17 protein-coding genes are annotated in these 14,249 nt (G+C 64.5%); 10 read left to right on the top strand and 7 right to left on the bottom strand.

Translation table 11 applies throughout. The features are described from left to right. Window positions 1-16: 16 nt before the first annotated feature. The 6 genes from glcF to N5A92_RS02500 are packed head-to-tail and all read right to left on the bottom strand — an operon-like array spanning window position 17 to window position 5,654. Entirely contained in the window at window positions 17-1,339 is a 1,323-nt protein-coding gene (glcF, locus tag N5A92_RS02525) for a glycolate oxidase subunit GlcF (protein WP_260900252.1), read from the bottom strand. Continuing rightward, window positions 1,339-1,920 carry a hypothetical protein gene (locus N5A92_RS02520; protein WP_260900251.1) on the bottom strand — a complete coding sequence of 194 codons (582 nt, stop codon included), beginning with the start codon at window positions 1,918-1,920 and terminating at the stop codon, window positions 1,339-1,341. The genes glcF and N5A92_RS02520 overlap by 1 nt, the downstream gene beginning before the upstream one ends. Before the next feature lie 20 nt (window positions 1,921-1,940). Then, window positions 1,941-2,321, bottom strand: a complete 381-nt coding sequence (locus N5A92_RS02515) for a DUF4870 family protein (protein WP_260900250.1) — start codon at window positions 2,319-2,321, stop codon at window positions 1,941-1,943. Window positions 2,322-2,361: 40 nt separating this feature from the next. Beyond that, window positions 2,362-3,570: a glycolate oxidase subunit GlcE gene (glcE, locus tag N5A92_RS02510; protein ID WP_260900249.1), complete on the bottom strand. Its 1,209-nt coding sequence runs from the start codon at window positions 3,568-3,570 to the stop codon at window positions 2,362-2,364. Then, complete coding sequence (locus N5A92_RS02505; protein WP_260900248.1) at window positions 3,567-4,154, bottom strand: ASCH domain-containing protein; 588 nt, start codon at window positions 4,152-4,154, stop codon at window positions 3,567-3,569. Before N5A92_RS02505 ends, glcE begins: the two co-directional genes overlap by 4 nt. A 3-nt stretch (window positions 4,155-4,157) precedes the next feature. Further along, window positions 4,158-5,654 carry an FAD-linked oxidase C-terminal domain-containing protein gene (locus N5A92_RS02500; RefSeq protein ID WP_260900247.1) on the bottom strand — a complete coding sequence of 499 codons (1,497 nt, stop codon included), beginning with the start codon at window positions 5,652-5,654 and terminating at the stop codon, window positions 4,158-4,160. Window positions 5,655-5,834: 180 nt separating this feature from the next. Here N5A92_RS02500 and N5A92_RS02495 point away from each other — a divergent pair, with 180 nt between their 5' ends. From N5A92_RS02495 to N5A92_RS02475, 5 genes are read left to right on the top strand one after another with little or no spacing between them, the layout of a single operon-like run. Beyond that, window positions 5,835-6,653 (top strand): FCD domain-containing protein, encoded by an 819-nt coding sequence (locus tag N5A92_RS02495; protein ID WP_260900246.1) that lies wholly within the window; start codon window positions 5,835-5,837, stop codon window positions 6,651-6,653. 13 nt (window positions 6,654-6,666) lie between these two features. Continuing rightward, complete coding sequence (locus tag N5A92_RS02490) at window positions 6,667-7,440, top strand: (Fe-S)-binding protein (RefSeq protein ID WP_260900244.1); 774 nt, start codon at window positions 6,667-6,669, stop codon at window positions 7,438-7,440. After that, entirely contained in the window at window positions 7,440-8,876 is a 1,437-nt protein-coding gene (locus N5A92_RS02485) for a LutB/LldF family L-lactate oxidation iron-sulfur protein (RefSeq protein WP_260900242.1), read from the top strand. The genes N5A92_RS02490 and N5A92_RS02485 overlap by 1 nt, the downstream gene beginning before the upstream one ends. After that, window positions 8,873-9,550 carry a LutC/YkgG family protein gene (locus N5A92_RS02480; protein WP_260900241.1) on the top strand — a complete coding sequence of 226 codons (678 nt, stop codon included), beginning with the start codon at window positions 8,873-8,875 and terminating at the stop codon, window positions 9,548-9,550. The genes N5A92_RS02485 and N5A92_RS02480 overlap by 4 nt, the downstream gene beginning before the upstream one ends. Continuing rightward, window positions 9,540-10,286: a metallophosphoesterase family protein gene (locus N5A92_RS02475; protein WP_425248516.1), complete on the top strand. Its 747-nt coding sequence runs from the start codon at window positions 9,540-9,542 to the stop codon at window positions 10,284-10,286. Before N5A92_RS02480 ends, N5A92_RS02475 begins: the two co-directional genes overlap by 11 nt. Here N5A92_RS02475 and N5A92_RS02470 read toward each other — a convergent pair whose 3' ends face one another. Further along, a complete protein-coding gene (locus tag N5A92_RS02470; RefSeq protein ID WP_260900240.1) occupies window positions 10,287-10,430 on the bottom strand; it encodes a hypothetical protein in 144 nt (47 codons plus the stop codon). It abuts the gene before it with no gap. A 223-nt stretch (window positions 10,431-10,653) separates the two neighbouring features. On the opposite strand from N5A92_RS02470, the gene N5A92_RS02465 reads away from it, so the two are divergent. The 5 genes from N5A92_RS02465 (at window position 10,654) to rnpA (ending at window position 14,248) form a co-directional block, all read left to right on the top strand. Continuing rightward, window positions 10,654-11,292, top strand: coding sequence for a hypothetical protein (locus N5A92_RS02465; RefSeq protein WP_260900239.1), 639 nt, complete (start codon window positions 10,654-10,656; stop codon window positions 11,290-11,292). Between the two features lie 31 nt (window positions 11,293-11,323). After that, window positions 11,324-12,076: a 16S rRNA (uracil(1498)-N(3))-methyltransferase gene (locus tag N5A92_RS02460; RefSeq protein WP_260900238.1), complete on the top strand. Its 753-nt coding sequence runs from the start codon at window positions 11,324-11,326 to the stop codon at window positions 12,074-12,076. Between the two features lie 83 nt (window positions 12,077-12,159). Further along, window positions 12,160-13,533, top strand: a complete 1,374-nt coding sequence (locus N5A92_RS02455) for a glutamate--cysteine ligase (RefSeq protein ID WP_260900237.1) — start codon at window positions 12,160-12,162, stop codon at window positions 13,531-13,533. Window positions 13,534-13,727: 194 nt separating this feature from the next. Next, a complete protein-coding gene (rpmH, locus tag N5A92_RS02450) occupies window positions 13,728-13,862 on the top strand; it encodes a 50S ribosomal protein L34 (protein WP_159589621.1) in 135 nt (44 codons plus the stop codon). Between the two features lie 23 nt (window positions 13,863-13,885). After that, entirely contained in the window at window positions 13,886-14,248 is a 363-nt protein-coding gene (gene rnpA, locus N5A92_RS02445) for a ribonuclease P protein component (RefSeq protein ID WP_260900235.1), read from the top strand. The last annotated feature ends 1 nt before the right edge of the window (window position 14,249 follow it).

The following is a 14,249-nucleotide window of genomic DNA, read 5'->3' as shown; positions in this document are numbered from 1 at the left end:
CCTTTTCCTTTTTTGCCTACTCCGCGGCGACGGTCAGCGGCCTTGCTTTGGGGATGCCCGCGGGCTTCGGCCCGCCATAGGCCCAGTCGATAAGCTCTACCGTGTGCACCACGGGCAGATTTGAGCCCGAGGCGATCTGCGTGATGCAGCCGATGTTTCCGGTGGCGACCGCCTCGGCGCCCGTGGCCTCGATATTCCTCACCTTGCGGTCGCGCAGGCGCCCGGCGATCTCGGGCTGGAGGATGTTGTAGGTTCCGGCCGAGCCGCAGCACAGATGCCCTTCGCGCGGCTCCCTGACGATAAAGCCGGCCCGCGTGAGCAGCGCCCTCGGCTGGCGTGTGATCTTCTGCCCGTGCTGCATGGAGCAGGCGGAGTGATAGGCGATCTCCAGCCCTGGCCGGATATCGGGCTCCGGCAGATCGAGCTCGGCCATATATTCGGTGATGTCCTTGGTGAGGGCCGAGACCCGTGCCGCATTTTCTGCATAGTCGGGGTCGAGCCGCAGCATATGGCCATAGTCCTTAATGGTCGTGCCACAGCCCGATGCTGTGATGACGATAGCGTCGAGCCCGCCGTCCTCGATGACGCGCGTCCACGCGTCGATGTTCTTCCGCGCGAAATCGAGCGCCTCGTCCTCGCGCCCCATATGGTGGACAAGGGCGCCGCAGCAGCCTTCTCCCTCGGGCGCCACCACCTCTATACCAAGACGGTGAAGCACCCGGACGGTCGCTGCATTAATGCCCGGGTCCAGCACGGATTGAGCGCAACCTGCCAACAGCGCCACGCGTCCTCGCCGCTTTCCCTCCGGCTGGGCTTCCGGCGCGGCGGAGGCCGGCGGCAGAGCCTCAGGTGCCAACGCCAGCATGGCCACCACCGGCCTCAGTCCCGGCAGCGCACGCATCAGCGGTGCGAAGGGCCGCCCCAGCCTGGCGAGCTTCAGCGCGAAACGGAAGCGGCCGGGATAGGGCAGCACGCGCGCCAGCGCTGACCGCGTCATCCGGTCGAGGAGGGAGCGCCGATAAGTCTTCTCGATATGCGCCCGCGCATGGTCGACGAGATGCATGTAGTTCACGCCCGAGGGGCAGGTCGTCACACAGGAAAGGCATGACAGGCAGCGGTCGATATGCGTCACCGTCTCGCGGTCGGCCGGCCGCCCGTTCTCCAGCATCTCCTTGATGAGGTAGATGCGTCCGCGTGGGCTGTCGAGCTCGTTGCCGAGTTCGACATAGGTCGGGCAGGTGGCCAGGCAGAAGCCGCAATGCACGCATTTGCGCAGGATCGTCTCCGAATGGGCGACCTGCGGTTCGGCTAGCTGCTCGGGCGTGAAGTTCGTTTGCATCAGTGAGTCGGTTGATCCAGTTTCCAGATTCGAGAGCGCAGGAGGCTGAGTTTATCTGCCTCCTTAAGCTCAGGTTCATTCTTCAAGTCACTGCGGTCCATTGAAAAATAAGCTCTGCGGGGGGTGCCTTGGGAGTGCTCAATTTCAATTTCAAAAACGTTCGCAAGTACAGCTTTCTTAGGGTGAAAACTTCTATCCCTTAAAATGAAGCGGTTTGCATCTTGTGAGCTAAAATTCACGTATATACTCTCTCCGGGGTTGAGAGAAAATGGGAGATCTAAAGAATCTCCACGGTCACCCCAAAAATGGCTAATTTTAAAGGCATCGTATCCGCGAGCGGAAAATAGCCTCGTAAATCCGTCTTCTGATAACTCACATATACCGATCATAATGTTATGCAGTTCCGTCTTTGCCGTTGATCTGTTGCTTATCTTGATTTCAATAGTTTCTCCCGTGGAATCATATGATCTGCCGATCACTAGTTCGAGGAACCTTCTAGAGCTTAGAAAAGTTCCGATTTGAACTGCAGCTAAGGCGGTTGAGAGAAGTGCCCCGTACAAGGCTAAGACCGTAGATGTCATTGGCAGGGGTCCGATAATCTCTACAAAACCCAGCTTTCAGGGTTCTTGATCGGTTCGCTGCGGCTTACCGCCTGCAGGCCGATGACGATGCGCACGATGGCCCAGATGGCGGTTGCGAGCAGGAGCAGGAAGCCGATGCCGACCACCATGAGGATCGCCGAGATGAGGCCGAAGAGGAGCCCGATCCAGAAGGTGCGGATGGCCCAGGTATAGTGGGTTTCGACCCATTCATCCGACTTGCCGCGATTCATATAGGCGATCACGATGCCCACCAGCGCCGAGACGCCGATCACGAAACCGACTAGATAGAGAATGTAGATGACCTGGATGTTGGTCGCCCCGGGATCCAGCCATCCTTCGGCCTTGCGGGGCGGGGTGCGCTGCGGATTTGGCTCGCTCATGATAATCTCCCTTGAATGGCCCGGCCACTCTATCACGCGTTCACGCGGCCACCATCCGACCCGGATTGAGGATGCCCTTCGGGTCGAACTGCTCCTTGAGCCGCGCCGAGAGGGCGGCAAGTGCGGGCGGCTGCGGCTGGAAGACGGGGACTGCCGCCCTGATGGCCGGTGCGACACGCACCAGCGTCGCGTGCCCACCGCCGAAATGGGCGATCAGCCCGCGCAGAACCTCGGCTTCCGGCTCGGCTTCCATGCGCAGCCAGACGAGCCCACCCTGCCAGTCGTAGAAGGCATTGGCGCCGGCCGCCCGGCGGAAGGCGTCGACCATCCTGTGACCTTCCGTGGGAGCTATGGAAACGCGCCACACCGGCGCCTCCGTTCCGTCCGCAAAAGGCCGGCAGTCGCGGATTTCCCGCCACAGCAGGCGAGATTCTTCTTCCTCGATCACCTCCACCGCCCAATGCGGCTTCAGGAGCCGTGACAGAAGGTCGATGCGATAGGCGACGGACGGGCCGACGCCCTCGACGCGCAGGACCGTCCTCGCCCCGCCCGAAAACCCGCCTTGCAGAAACCGCCCGACAACACCTTCCGGCAGGTGCGCTGCGCCGGAAACTTCCGCGCTCGACCCCATCGCCTCGGCCATCGCGGCAGCCGCCTCGGCGTCGTACAGGCCTGTCACGGCAAGCGTCTTCTCCGTCTCGGCCGCCGGCAACACCTTGAACGTGACATCCGTCACCACCGCCAGCGTGCCCCAGGAGCCGGCGAGCCCTTTGGAAAGGTCGTAGCCCGTGACGTTCTTCACCACCCGCCCGCCGGACTTGAACGTCTCGCCACGCCCCGACACCGCGTGCACCCCGAGCACATGATCGCGCGCCGCCCCGGCCTTGATGCGGCGGGGGCCCGACAAGTTGGCGGTAAGTGCCCCGCCGATGGTGCCGCCTCCCGCCTCGAGCCCGAGTAGGGGACCGTAGTCCATCGGCTCGAAGGCGAGTTGCTGCCTGTGTTCGGCGAGAAGCGCCTCGATCTCGGCCAGCGGAGTGCCGGCCTTGGCCGAAAGAACGAGTTCTTCCGGTTCGTAGAGGGTGACACCGGAGAGCCGCGACAGGTCCAGCACATGCTCCGTCTGTGCGGGTCTGCCGATGCCGCGCTTGGAGCCGTGGCCGAGGACTTCGAGCGGGGTCTCCTCCGCCGCAGCCCAGCGCACGATCTCCAGCACTTCGGCTGCACCTTGAGGGATGAAGGTGGTCAAGAAACCTCTCCGGAGAAATCGAGAAAATGTGCGCCGCGCGGCGAAAGCCGGTAGCCTACTTCAAGGCTTTCCGTCAGGCCCAGCTCCTTCAGCTTGCGCACGTCCCGCTTCAGCTTGGGTTTTTCCACACCGAGCTGTTCGGCCAGACTCGCGGCGGCGGAGCCGGGACCGGCTGCAATCGCCTCGAGAATCTGCCGGTGGTAGCCATCTCTTCCGCTCGCCTTGTCCCAACGCTGCAGCTTTGCTGCAAGCGCTGCAGTGTCCTGCGCGCTCAAGGCGGTATCGTTGCGGAGCGCGATGCGGCGGTCCGTCTCGAGCCCCCGAAGCTCGATGCGATAAAGCTGCCGTCCATCGCCGTCGCGCAAGTCGTTCCTGAGTTCGGCCAGTGAGGAAAACCCCGCCTGCCGTGCCTGCTCTTCGTCAAGCTCGGCCTCGACGGACGGGCTGACCGCACCGATCAGCAGCTCTCCCAACGCCGTACGCAATCGGGTGCCGGGCGAGACCATCGGCTTCTTCCAGCGCCGGAACGCAAGCGTTACCTCGCCGCGCGCGATATCCTCCAGAACGGACCGCTTGAACAGCACGCCTCAAAACCTCTCCAACTCTGGAAACGGCATCTGCCCACGGTGTATATGCATCCGCCCGAGCTCGGCGCAGCGGTGAAGCTGCGGGAACATCTTTCCCGGGTTGAGCAGATGGTTTGGGTCGAAGGCGCATTTGACGCGGATTTGCTGGTTGAGATCGTCTTCCGAAAACATCTCCGGCATCAGGTCGCGCTTCTCCACGCCCACCCCGTGCTCGCCGGTCAGCACCCCACCCACTTCGACGCACAGCCGCAGGATATCAGCGCCGAAGTCTTCCGCTTTCTCCAGCTCGCCCGGCCTGTTGGCGTCGTAGAGGATGAGTGGGTGCAGATTGCCGTCGCCGGCGTGAAAGACATTGGCGACGCGAAGCCCGTATTTCTCCGAAAGCTCCCGCATACCGGAAAGCACGCGCGGCAGTTCCTTGCGCGGGATGGTGCCGTCCATGCAGTAATAGTCCGGCGAGATGCGGCCGACGGCGGGGAAGGCCGCCTTGCGGCCGGCCCAGAAGGTCAGCCGCTCCTCGTCGGAGTGGGAAACGCGGCTCGTCATGCAGCCATTTTGCGCGGCCAGTTGCTCCACCCGTTCGATCAAGTGGTCCACTTCGGCCTGCGGACCGTCCAACTCGACGATCAGGAGCGCTTCCACGTCTAGCGGATAACCGGCATGAACAAAGTCCTCCGCCGCGTGGATCGCAGGCCGGTCCATCATCTCCATGCCGCCGGGGATGATGCCGGCGCCGATGATGTCGGCCACGCATTGGCCGGCCTGTTCGCTCGAGGGAAAGCCGATCAGCATCGCCCGCGCCGTCTCCGGCTTCTGGAGGATGCGCACCGTCACCTCCGTGACGACGCCCAGAAGGCCCTCCGATCCGGTCATCAGGCCAAGCAGGTCATAACCCTCCGCGTCCAGGTGCTTGCCGCCCAGTCGCACCACTTCGCCGTTCATCAGCACCATTTCGATGCCGAGAATGTTGTTGGCTGTCAGCCCGTATTTCAGGCAGTGCACGCCACCCGAATTCTCCGCCACATTGCCGCCAATAGAGCAGGCGATCTGCGAGGAAGGGTCGGGCGCGTAATAGAAGCCGGCGTGTTCGACCGCCTGCGTGATGCCGAGATTGGTAACGCCGGGCTGCGCCACCACGGCGCGGTTGGCGAAGTCGGTGTCGAGGATGCGGTTGAAGCGGCTCATGACCAGCAGCACGGCATCTTGAAGCGGTAGGGCGCCGCCGGAAAGCGAGGTGCCGGAGCCTCTTGGCACGACCCGGATGTTGCGCTCGTGGCAATATTTCAGGATGCGCGAGACTTGGGCGACCGTCTCCGGCAACACCACGACCAGCGGCATCTGGCGATAGGCCGTCAGCCCGTCACTCTCGAAGGCGCGCATCTCGCGGTCGGTCGCCACCACGCCTTCGCCCGGCACGATGATGCGCATGTCGGCGACGATCTCATCGCGCTTCTTCAGGGTCGCCGCATCGGGCGCGGGCATATGCGGTCCGGACATGGGACGCGTCCTTGTGGTAAAGTAAATCTACCGGTCTCCCGCCAGATGCGCAAACACTGCATTGTCGGGCGGCAGAGGTTGCTGCTTTCCGCGCAACATTGTCCAAAACTGGTTAAAACATTTGACCAATCTTCGTCAATGCCGCTAGATTGCGTCGGACAGCCAAGGTCAGTTTCGCCCGTGAACACCATCTATTCCAGAATAGAGCATGCCCGCACGGCCGATGCCGTGGTACGCCAGATCGAGGGGCTGATCCTCGAGGGCGTGCTGCGCGACGGTGACCGGCTGCCGGGCGAGCGCGAGCTGGCGAGCCAGATGGATGTCTCCCGTCCCATCCTGCGCGACGCGCTGAAGGCGCTGGAGGGGAGGGGGCTGCTCGTCACCCGTCAGGGCGGCGGCACCTACGTCGCCAATATCGTTGGCGAGGTCTTTGCCAAGCCCATGCGCGAATTGATCGCCACCCATGCCAAGGCCACCGCCGACTATCTGGAATACCGCCGGGAGATCGAGGCGGTCGCCGCCGAGATGGCCGCCCGCCGAGCGACGGAGGCCGACAAGGCGCTGCTCGGCGGCATCATCGCCCGCATGGAGCATGCGCACGCCACCGCGGATTTCGAGACGGAGGTGGAGATCGACGCCGAGTTCCACAACGCCGTCGGCGAGTGCGCGCACAATTTCGTGCTGCTCCACACCCTGCGTTCCTGCTATCGGCTTCTGGCCGACGGCGTCTTCTACAGCCGCGCCCGCATCTATGATCTGCCCGGCGCCCGCGAAGAGTTGCTTTCTCAACACCGGGCGATCTTCCTCGCCATCCGCGACGGCGACCCCACAGCCGCGCGTCTCGCCGCCGTCGCCCACATCGCCTATGTCGAGAAGGCAAGTGCCGAGGCCGAGCGTACCGGCGAGTGGGAGCGCATTGCCAAGCTTCGCCTGCACCAGCGCTCCGCCGAGCGCACGGGGCGCAGGCAAACCCGACGGCCCGCAGCGGCCGGCTCATGAACAGGAAAGCGCATTGAGACAAGAAACGCTGAAACGGCCGCGTGTCGGCCTCTTCGTGACCTGCCTGGTCGACCTCTTCCGCCCCACGGTCGGCTTCGCTTCCGTGAAGCTCCTGGAGGAGGCGGGCTGCGAGGTCGAGGTGCCGATGGCGCAGACCTGCTGCGGTCAGCCTGCCTACAATTCCGGCGACCGTGAAGATACGATCGCCATCGCCACGAACACCATCAAGACCTTCGAGGAGTACGACTACATCGTCGCCCCCTCCGGTTCCTGTGCCGGAATGCTGAGGAAGCATTATCCCGCACTCTTCAAGGACCATGCTTGGGAAGCGCGCGCCGCCGCCTTCTCGGCCAAGGTGCACGAGTTGATGAGCTTCCTTGTCGACGTCATGGGTGTTGATGCGGTGAGTGCTGCGCGCGAGGGCAACGTCACCTATCACGATTCCTGCTCGGGCCTGCGCGAGTTGGGTATCCGCGAGCAGCCGCGTCGTCTGCTTGGGTCAGTCTTGGGGCTTAAGCTCAAGGAGTTGAAGGATTCGGACGTCTGCTGCGGCTTCGGCGGCACTTTCTGCGTCAAATATCCCGATATCTCCAACAAGATCGTCGAGGAGAAGGCGGCGAATATCCAGGCTTCCGGCGCCGATACGCTGCTTGCCGGCGACCTCGGCTGCCTGATGAACATGGCCGGCAAGCTGCAGCGCCAGGGCGCCGACATCGAGGTGCGCCACGTGGCGGAGGTGCTGGCGGGCATGGACGACGGCCCGGCCATCGGCGGGGGAGAGCGCTGATGCAGATCTCATCGCCCGCCTTCAAGACAAACGCGCGCGGCGCGCTAGCCGACCCGCACCTGCAGGAGGCGCTCGGCCATGTGCGCTCCGGCTTCATCGACAAGCGCCAGAAGGCGGTCGATGCCTTGCCGGAGTTCGATGCGTTGCGCGAATCCGCCCGCGCCATCAAGGATCACACGCTGGCCCATCTCGACCTTTATCTCGAGGCCTATGAGGAGAAGGTGAAGGCATCCGGCGGCCATGTGCACTGGGCCGAGACGGCGGCCGATGCCCGCTCCGTCATCCTCGATATCTGCCGCGCCGTCGGCGCCCGCACGGTGACCAAGGGCAAGTCCATGATCACCGAGGAGATCGGCCTCAACGAATTCTTCGAGAAGGAGGGCATCCGCCCGGTCGAAACCGATCTTGGCGAATATATCATCCAGCTGCGTGGCGAGCACCCGAGCCACATCATCGCGCCCGCCGTGCACCTGACCAGGGACCAGGTGGAGGCTGATTTCCGCCGCGCCCACAACCACCTGCCGCCCACGCGCGATCTGACCGAGCCGGCCTCGCTGCTCAGCGAGGCGCGGGAGGTGCTGCGCGCGCAGTATTTCGCCGCCGACGTCGGCATCACCGGCGCCAATTTCCTAGTGGCCGAAACGGGCAGTTCCATCATCGTTACCAACGAGGGCAACGGCGATCTCACACAGATCCTGCCGCGCGTTCACATCGTCGTCGCCTCGATCGAGAAGATCGTGCCGACGCTCGCGGATGCGAGCCAGATCCTGCGCGTCTTGGCGCGCTCGGCCACCGGCCAGGAGATGAGCGTCTACACAACGGTTTCCACCGGCCCGCGCCGGCCCGAGGACCCCGACGGGCCTGACGAGTACCACGTCGTCCTCCTCGACAACGGCCGCTCCTCCATGTTGGGCACGGAGTTCCAGGACATGCTCCGCTGTATCCGCTGCGGCGCCTGCATGAATCATTGCCCGATCTATCATGCCGTCGGCGGCCACGCCTACGGCTGGGTCTATCCCGGCCCCATGGGTGCGGTGCTCACTCCATCCTTGATCGGCGTCGACAAGGCCGGCCATCTCCCCAATGCGTCGACCTTCTGCGGCCGCTGTGAGGCCGTCTGCCCCATGCATATCCCGCTGCCGAAGATGATGCGTCACTGGCGCGAGCGCGAGTTCGCCCGTGGCCTCAACCCGGCCACACAGCGTTATGGCCTCAAGGCCTGGGCCTTCTTCGCCCGCCGGCCGCGGCTTTATCGCCTGGCCGCGTCCTTCGCCATTCCAGCGCTCTCGGCATTCGGCGGGGCGCGGCGCCGTTTCCGCTACCTGCCCTTCGCCGGCGGCTGGACCAGGCATCGCGACCTGCCGGCGCCCGAAAGCCGCACCTTCCTGCAGCAGTGGCGCGACCGTGAAACGCGCAAGCAGGAGGCACGCACATGAGCGCGCGCGAGGCGATTCTGAACAAGGTCCGCTCTTCCCTCGGCACCGCACCCAGTGACGCGGCGCGTGCTGAGACGGTGGCAAAGCGGCTTGCCGACGCGCCGGCGGGGGTCATTCCGGCGCGCGGACAACTGGCGGACAAGGAGCGGGTCGCGCTGTTCTGCGAGATGGCCGAAAAAGTCTCCGCGACGATCGACCGGGTGAAGAAGCCGGCCGACGTGCCCAAGGCCGTCTCCACCTACCTGCGCGCCCGCAACCTGCCGGCCTCCGTGCGCATGGGCGCGGACGAGCGCCTTCGGGCGATGCCGTGGAGCGGCGTGAAATCGCTCGAGGTGAAATCCGGACGGGCCGACCCGGAGGACGAGGTGGGCGTCAGCCATGCACTTGCCGGCGTGGCCGAGAGCGGTACAATCGCCCTCCATTCCGGCACAGACAATCCGACCACTGTCAATTTCCTGCCGGAACACCACATTGTGGTGGTCGATGCCAAGGATATCGCCGGCGATCTGGAGACGGTACTCTCCGGGCTCCGGCAGAGATTCGGCAAGGGAAAGATGCCGCGCACACTTAACCTGATCACCGGCCCGTCACGCTCCGCCGACATCCAGCAGACGCTGCTTCTCGGCGCCCATGGGCCGCGCGCGCTGCATCTGATCGTGATCAATGGTGGGTGAGGCTGGCGTCCACTTTGAGGATGCGGCCGCGCCGGAGGGCGTGCGGCTTTATGCGGTGGGCGACATCCACGGCCGCCACGACCTGATGTCGGAAATGCACCGGCACATCATGGCCGAAATCATGCAGGACCAGCCGTCCGATTGGCGCATCATATATCTGGGCGACTATGTCGACCGTGGCCCCGCAACGCGCCAGGTGCTCGATTTCCTCTCCCATGCCGCACGGACGGATCCGCATATCATCACCCTTGCCGGAAACCACGATATTGGACTTCTGGACTTCCTCGCGCAGCCCTCGGCGGACGGCCTGTTCGCCAACAATGGCGGCGAGGCGACGGCGCGCTCCTATGGTGTGGACCTGGACTTCTACTCGCGCGAGGCGCTCCTGCGTGGCCGCGCGGCCCTGCAGGATGCGATCCCGGATGAGCATCTTATCTTCCTGCGCGGCCTGAAGCTCTCCGCCACCTTCGGCGACTTTTTCTTCTGCCATGCCGGGATCATGCCGGGCGTGCCGCTCGAGGACCAGTCGCCGAGGGATCTGATGTGGATCCGCGGGCAATTTCACAGCCATACCGGCCTTCACCCGAAACTGGTCGTACACGGCCATACGCCGGCGCCGGCGCCCGAGATCATGCCCAACCGGGTGAACCTCGACACCGGCGCTTTCTACACCGGCCGGCTGACGGCGATGGTGTTCGAGGGCAGGCGCAAGCGCCTGATGGAAGTAACGGGATAGCTATCTGCCGAAGGTGCTGATGCCGTAGCCATCCGTCGTCTCGTAGGCGCCGCCGGAGGCCGTTGCCGCGTAAATGCCCGCCCCGCTTACCACCACGGCGGTGATCAACATCAGTGAGAGGACAGCAGCGCGCATCAGGCTCATCTCTTTTTCCGTTCTGCGTTCGAGCATAAGGTTCCACGGGTTACCATTCGGTTCCCGAAGGTTCGGCTCGTAAACTTGATGAAGGAATTTCCGTTCCGTCGTTGACAGGCCAATTATCGGCCGCGCGGAAAAACACAAGGTGCGCCGGGAGATGATTCACTGCTTTGCACGGGTGCTGTCGCCCTCAGGCAACAGTTTCGTCCTCTCAGCGAAACGCTGAACGATGCCGCTGCAAAACCGCGTCGACCCCTTCGGTGCAATCCATGCCGTGGCCGCTCGCGGCCTCTTCACCGGCAATCGCGGCGTCATCCACGACCCGGCGACGAAGACGCTGCTCTCCCGCCGATGGACCACCAAGGCGTGGATCGTCTGCGACTGCGCCTTCGGCGATCGGCGGCGCGAGGTGATGGGGAAGAACAGCCGCAGCGGGGGCGCGAGCTGGACGGAGCTCTTCTTCCTCGACGAGGTGACGGCGCTCGCCGCCGGCCATCGACCATGCTTCTACTGCCGGCGCGAACAGGCGCTGGATTTCGCCCGCTGCTTTGCCGGTGGTGAAGGACGGGCCACGGCGCCCGAGATGGACGCTCGGCTGCATAGGGAGCGCCGTGCATCCGGTGGCGCGGCAGTGGCACTGGAACTCGTGCAACTGCCCATTTTGCCGGAGGGCACCATGGTCGAATCCGCCGGCAGCGCCTATGCACTGCGCGGCGCGCGGCTTCTGCCGTGGACTTTCACTGGCTATGCCGCACCCCGCGGGATGACCGGCTTGTCCGGTCCTTTCACGCTCATCACCCCGCCATCCACTGTCTCTGCGCTAGCCAACGGCTATCGCCCCGTCTGGCACGAATCGGCCCGCTCTTGACCAAGCCGGCGCCGCATCGCATCAAGCGCCCATGCGAGCGAACTACAAGATGCAGCGGCTTTATCTGGCCGACGATCTTTCGCCCGAGGCGGAGGTCGAGACGACGCGCGAGCAGGCGCATTACTTGGCGCACGTCATGCGCATGCGTGAGGGCGGCCAGGTGCTTCTCTTCAATGGCCGCGACGGCGAATGGCTGGCGCAGATCGGCGCTTTGTCGAAGAAGTCCGCGCGCCTTTTCGTGCGCGAGCAGACACGCCTGCAGACGCCGCAGCCTGATCTCCTCTATTGCTTCGCCCCCTTGAAGCAGGGCCGCCTCGACTATCTGGTGCAGAAGGCGGTGGAGATGGGCGCGGGCGACCTCCAGCCCGTCGTCACCCAGCACACGCAGGTGCCGAAGCTCGGCCTGCCGCGCCTTCAAGCCAACGTGATCGAGGCGGCAGAGCAATGCGGCGTCCTCTCGATCCCCGCCGTGCACGAACCGATCAAGCTCGACCGCCTTGTCGCCGATTGGGAGGAAGACCGGCGCCTGGTCTTCTGCGACGAGGACGCCTCGACCAACGACCCGCTGGAGGCGCTCCTGGCGCTGCGGGATGCCAGGCTCGGCCTGCTCGTCGGCCCCGAAGGGGGATTCTCCGAGGCGGAGCGCAAGATGCTGCGCGCGCTGCCCTTCGTGGTGCCGATTCCGCTGGGACCGCGCATCCTGCGCGCCGACACTGCCGCGGTGGCCGCCCTTGCCCTCATCCAGGCCGCCGCAGGCGACTGGCGCGACATGGTGACTGCTTGAAGAGATCTTCAGAACTTTTTGCTTGCTTGCCGCTTGCGACTTCGTCAATCAGGCTGTGCTTCTGAACAGGCCGGAGGAAGAGAATGGCGCGCGACACGACCGATAACCGGCCGATCGAAGCAATCGATGAACTGGTCGACTATCTCGCCGCCGGCTCCAAGCCGAAGGACGCCTGGCGCATCGGCACCGAGCACGAGAAGTTCCCCTTCTACGTCGACGGCCACCAGCCGGTGCCTTATGAGGGCCGGCGCGGCATACGCGCACTGCTCGAGGGCATGCAGAAGACGCTCGGCTGGGACCCGATCGAGGATGCCGGACGCATTATCGGCCTTGTCGAGCCGACGGGGCAGGGCGCCATTTCGCTGGAGCCTGGCGGCCAGTTCGAGCTTTCGGGCGCGGCGCTCGAGACCCTCCACCAGACCTGCCGCGAGGGCAATGCCCACCTGGCGCAGCTGCGCGAGATCGCCGAGCCTCTCGGCATCCGCTTCCTCGGCCTCGGCGCCAGCCCGAAGTGGCGGCTTTCCGACACGCCGAAGATGCCGAAATCGCGTTACGACATCATGACCGCCTATATGCCCAAGGTGGGAAGCCATGGCCTCGACATGATGTATCGCACCTGCACGATCCAGGTAAACCTCGACTTCGCCTCCGAGGTCGACATGCGCCGCAAGATGCAGGTGTCGACCCGGTTACAGCCGCTTGCCACCGCGCTCTTCGCCAATTCCCCCTTCACCGACGGCGGGCTGAACGGTTTCCAGTCCTGGCGTGCGGAGATCTGGCGCGACACCGACAACCAGCGCTCCGGCCTCTTGCCTTTCGTCTTCAACCCGGATTTCGGCTTTGCCGATTATGTGGAGTGGGCGCTCGACGTGCCCATGTATTTCGTCATCCGCGACGGCCGCTATCACGACTGCACCCACGTCACCTTCCGCCAGTTCATGGGCGGCGCGCTGCGCAAGACCGTGTCTGACGGTATGCCCACTATGGGCGACTGGGCCAATCACCTGTCGACCCTTTTCCCCGATGTGCGGCTCAAACGCTTCCTGGAGATGCGCGGCGCCGACGGCGGCCCGTGGCGCCGCATCTGCGCCTTGCCCGCTTTCTGGGTCGGGCTTCTTTACGACGATGCCGCGCTCGATGCGGCCGAGGACCTCACCAAGGGGTGGAGCTTCGAGGAAGTCCAGGGGATGCGCGACGCCGTGCCCGTGGAGGGACTGGCAACCCGCTTCCGCAACCATGAACTGCGCGAGACGGCGCGCGAGGTGCTGGCAATCGCCCGGCTGGGCCTCCAGCGTCGCGCCATGAAGAATCGCGAGGGCTATGACGAGACTGGTTTTCTTAGCCCGCTCGACGAGGTAGTCGCCCGCGGCACCACCAGTGCGCAGGAGATGGTGGCGGCCTATCACACACGCTGGGGCGGCTCCATCGAGCCGGTTTTCCTGGAACACGCCTATTGAGTCCGGCTGCGATTGCCTTGCGACAATTCGCACCGCAGGCCGCGCATTCATTGACTTTCGCAAACGCCCTTCTTATAAGCCCGGCACGTTCGGGCAGGCCGTCCGGCGGATGCTCTTGTACGCCCGGCGGTCTGCAAACGCTCCTGTTCATCGAGACAGAATAAAGAAGGGCCGCACGCCGCGGTATTAAATAAATGAAGCGCACCTACCAGCCCTCCAAACTCGTCCGCAAGCGCCGGCACGGTTTCCGCGCCCGCATGTCCACCAAGGGCGGCCGTCGCGTCATCGCCGCGCGCCGCAACCGTGGCCGCAAGCGGCTTTCGGCCTAAGTGGCGGGTTCAGGGCCTCGGCATTGTCCGGCCAGGCGCGGAGCGGGTATCCCGCGCGCCTCAAAAAGCGCGCCGAGTTCCTGGCGGTCCGTCGCGGGACGAAGCGGCGCGGCCCTCTTTTCCTGCTCGAGGTTCTGGAACGTGGCGACGACCAGCCGCCGCGTCTTGGCATCACTGTGACCAAGAAGGCCGGCAATGCCGTGGAGCGCAACCGTATCCGCCGCCGCCTGCGCGAGGCGGTCCGCATCCACGCTGCCGATGAAATGGCGCCGGGCACCGACTATGTGATCGTGGGAAGGCGCGAGATACTGGATGCGCCCTTCGTGGCGCTGAAGGAAGAGCTTTCCCGCCGCATTCGTGGCAAGAAACCCGCACACGCGGGCTAAG

It is taken from the genome of Chelativorans salis, assembly GCF_025336525.1.
Lineage (GTDB): Bacteria > Pseudomonadota > Alphaproteobacteria > Rhizobiales > Rhizobiaceae > Chelativorans > Chelativorans salis.
Note: the sequence above shows the minus strand (reverse complement) of the source record. Positions and strands in the feature narration are given on the sequence as shown.

What these genes read in the sequence shown, in the direction of transcription:
- N5A92_RS02475 (WP_425248516.1), top strand. Translation starts at nt 9,540, where the DNA reads ATGGTGGGTGAGGCTGGCGTCCACTTTGAGGATGCGGCCGCGCCGGAG.
- N5A92_RS02485 (WP_260900242.1), top strand. Translation starts at nt 7,440, where the DNA reads ATGCAGATCTCATCGCCCGCCTTCAAGACAAACGCGCGCGGCGCGCTA.
- N5A92_RS02470 (WP_260900240.1), bottom strand. Translation starts at nt 10,430, where the DNA reads ATGAGCCTGATGCGCGCTGCTGTCCTCTCACTGATGTTGATCACCGCC.
- N5A92_RS02455 (WP_260900237.1), top strand. Translation starts at nt 12,160, where the DNA reads ATGGCGCGCGACACGACCGATAACCGGCCGATCGAAGCAATCGATGAA.
- N5A92_RS02465 (WP_260900239.1), top strand. Translation starts at nt 10,654, where the DNA reads ATGCCGCTGCAAAACCGCGTCGACCCCTTCGGTGCAATCCATGCCGTG.
- glcF (WP_260900252.1), bottom strand. Translation starts at nt 1,339, where the DNA reads ATGCAAACGAACTTCACGCCCGAGCAGCTAGCCGAACCGCAGGTCGCC.
- N5A92_RS02520 (WP_260900251.1), bottom strand. Translation starts at nt 1,920, where the DNA reads ATGACATCTACGGTCTTAGCCTTGTACGGGGCACTTCTCTCAACCGCC.
- rpmH (WP_159589621.1), top strand. Translation starts at nt 13,728, where the DNA reads ATGAAGCGCACCTACCAGCCCTCCAAACTCGTCCGCAAGCGCCGGCAC.
- N5A92_RS02480 (WP_260900241.1), top strand. Translation starts at nt 8,873, where the DNA reads ATGAGCGCGCGCGAGGCGATTCTGAACAAGGTCCGCTCTTCCCTCGGC.
- N5A92_RS02500 (WP_260900247.1), bottom strand. Translation starts at nt 5,654, where the DNA reads ATGTCCGGACCGCATATGCCCGCGCCCGATGCGGCGACCCTGAAGAAG.
- N5A92_RS02460 (WP_260900238.1), top strand. Translation starts at nt 11,324, where the DNA reads ATGCGAGCGAACTACAAGATGCAGCGGCTTTATCTGGCCGACGATCTT.
- N5A92_RS02515 (WP_260900250.1), bottom strand. Translation starts at nt 2,321, where the DNA reads ATGAGCGAGCCAAATCCGCAGCGCACCCCGCCCCGCAAGGCCGAAGGA.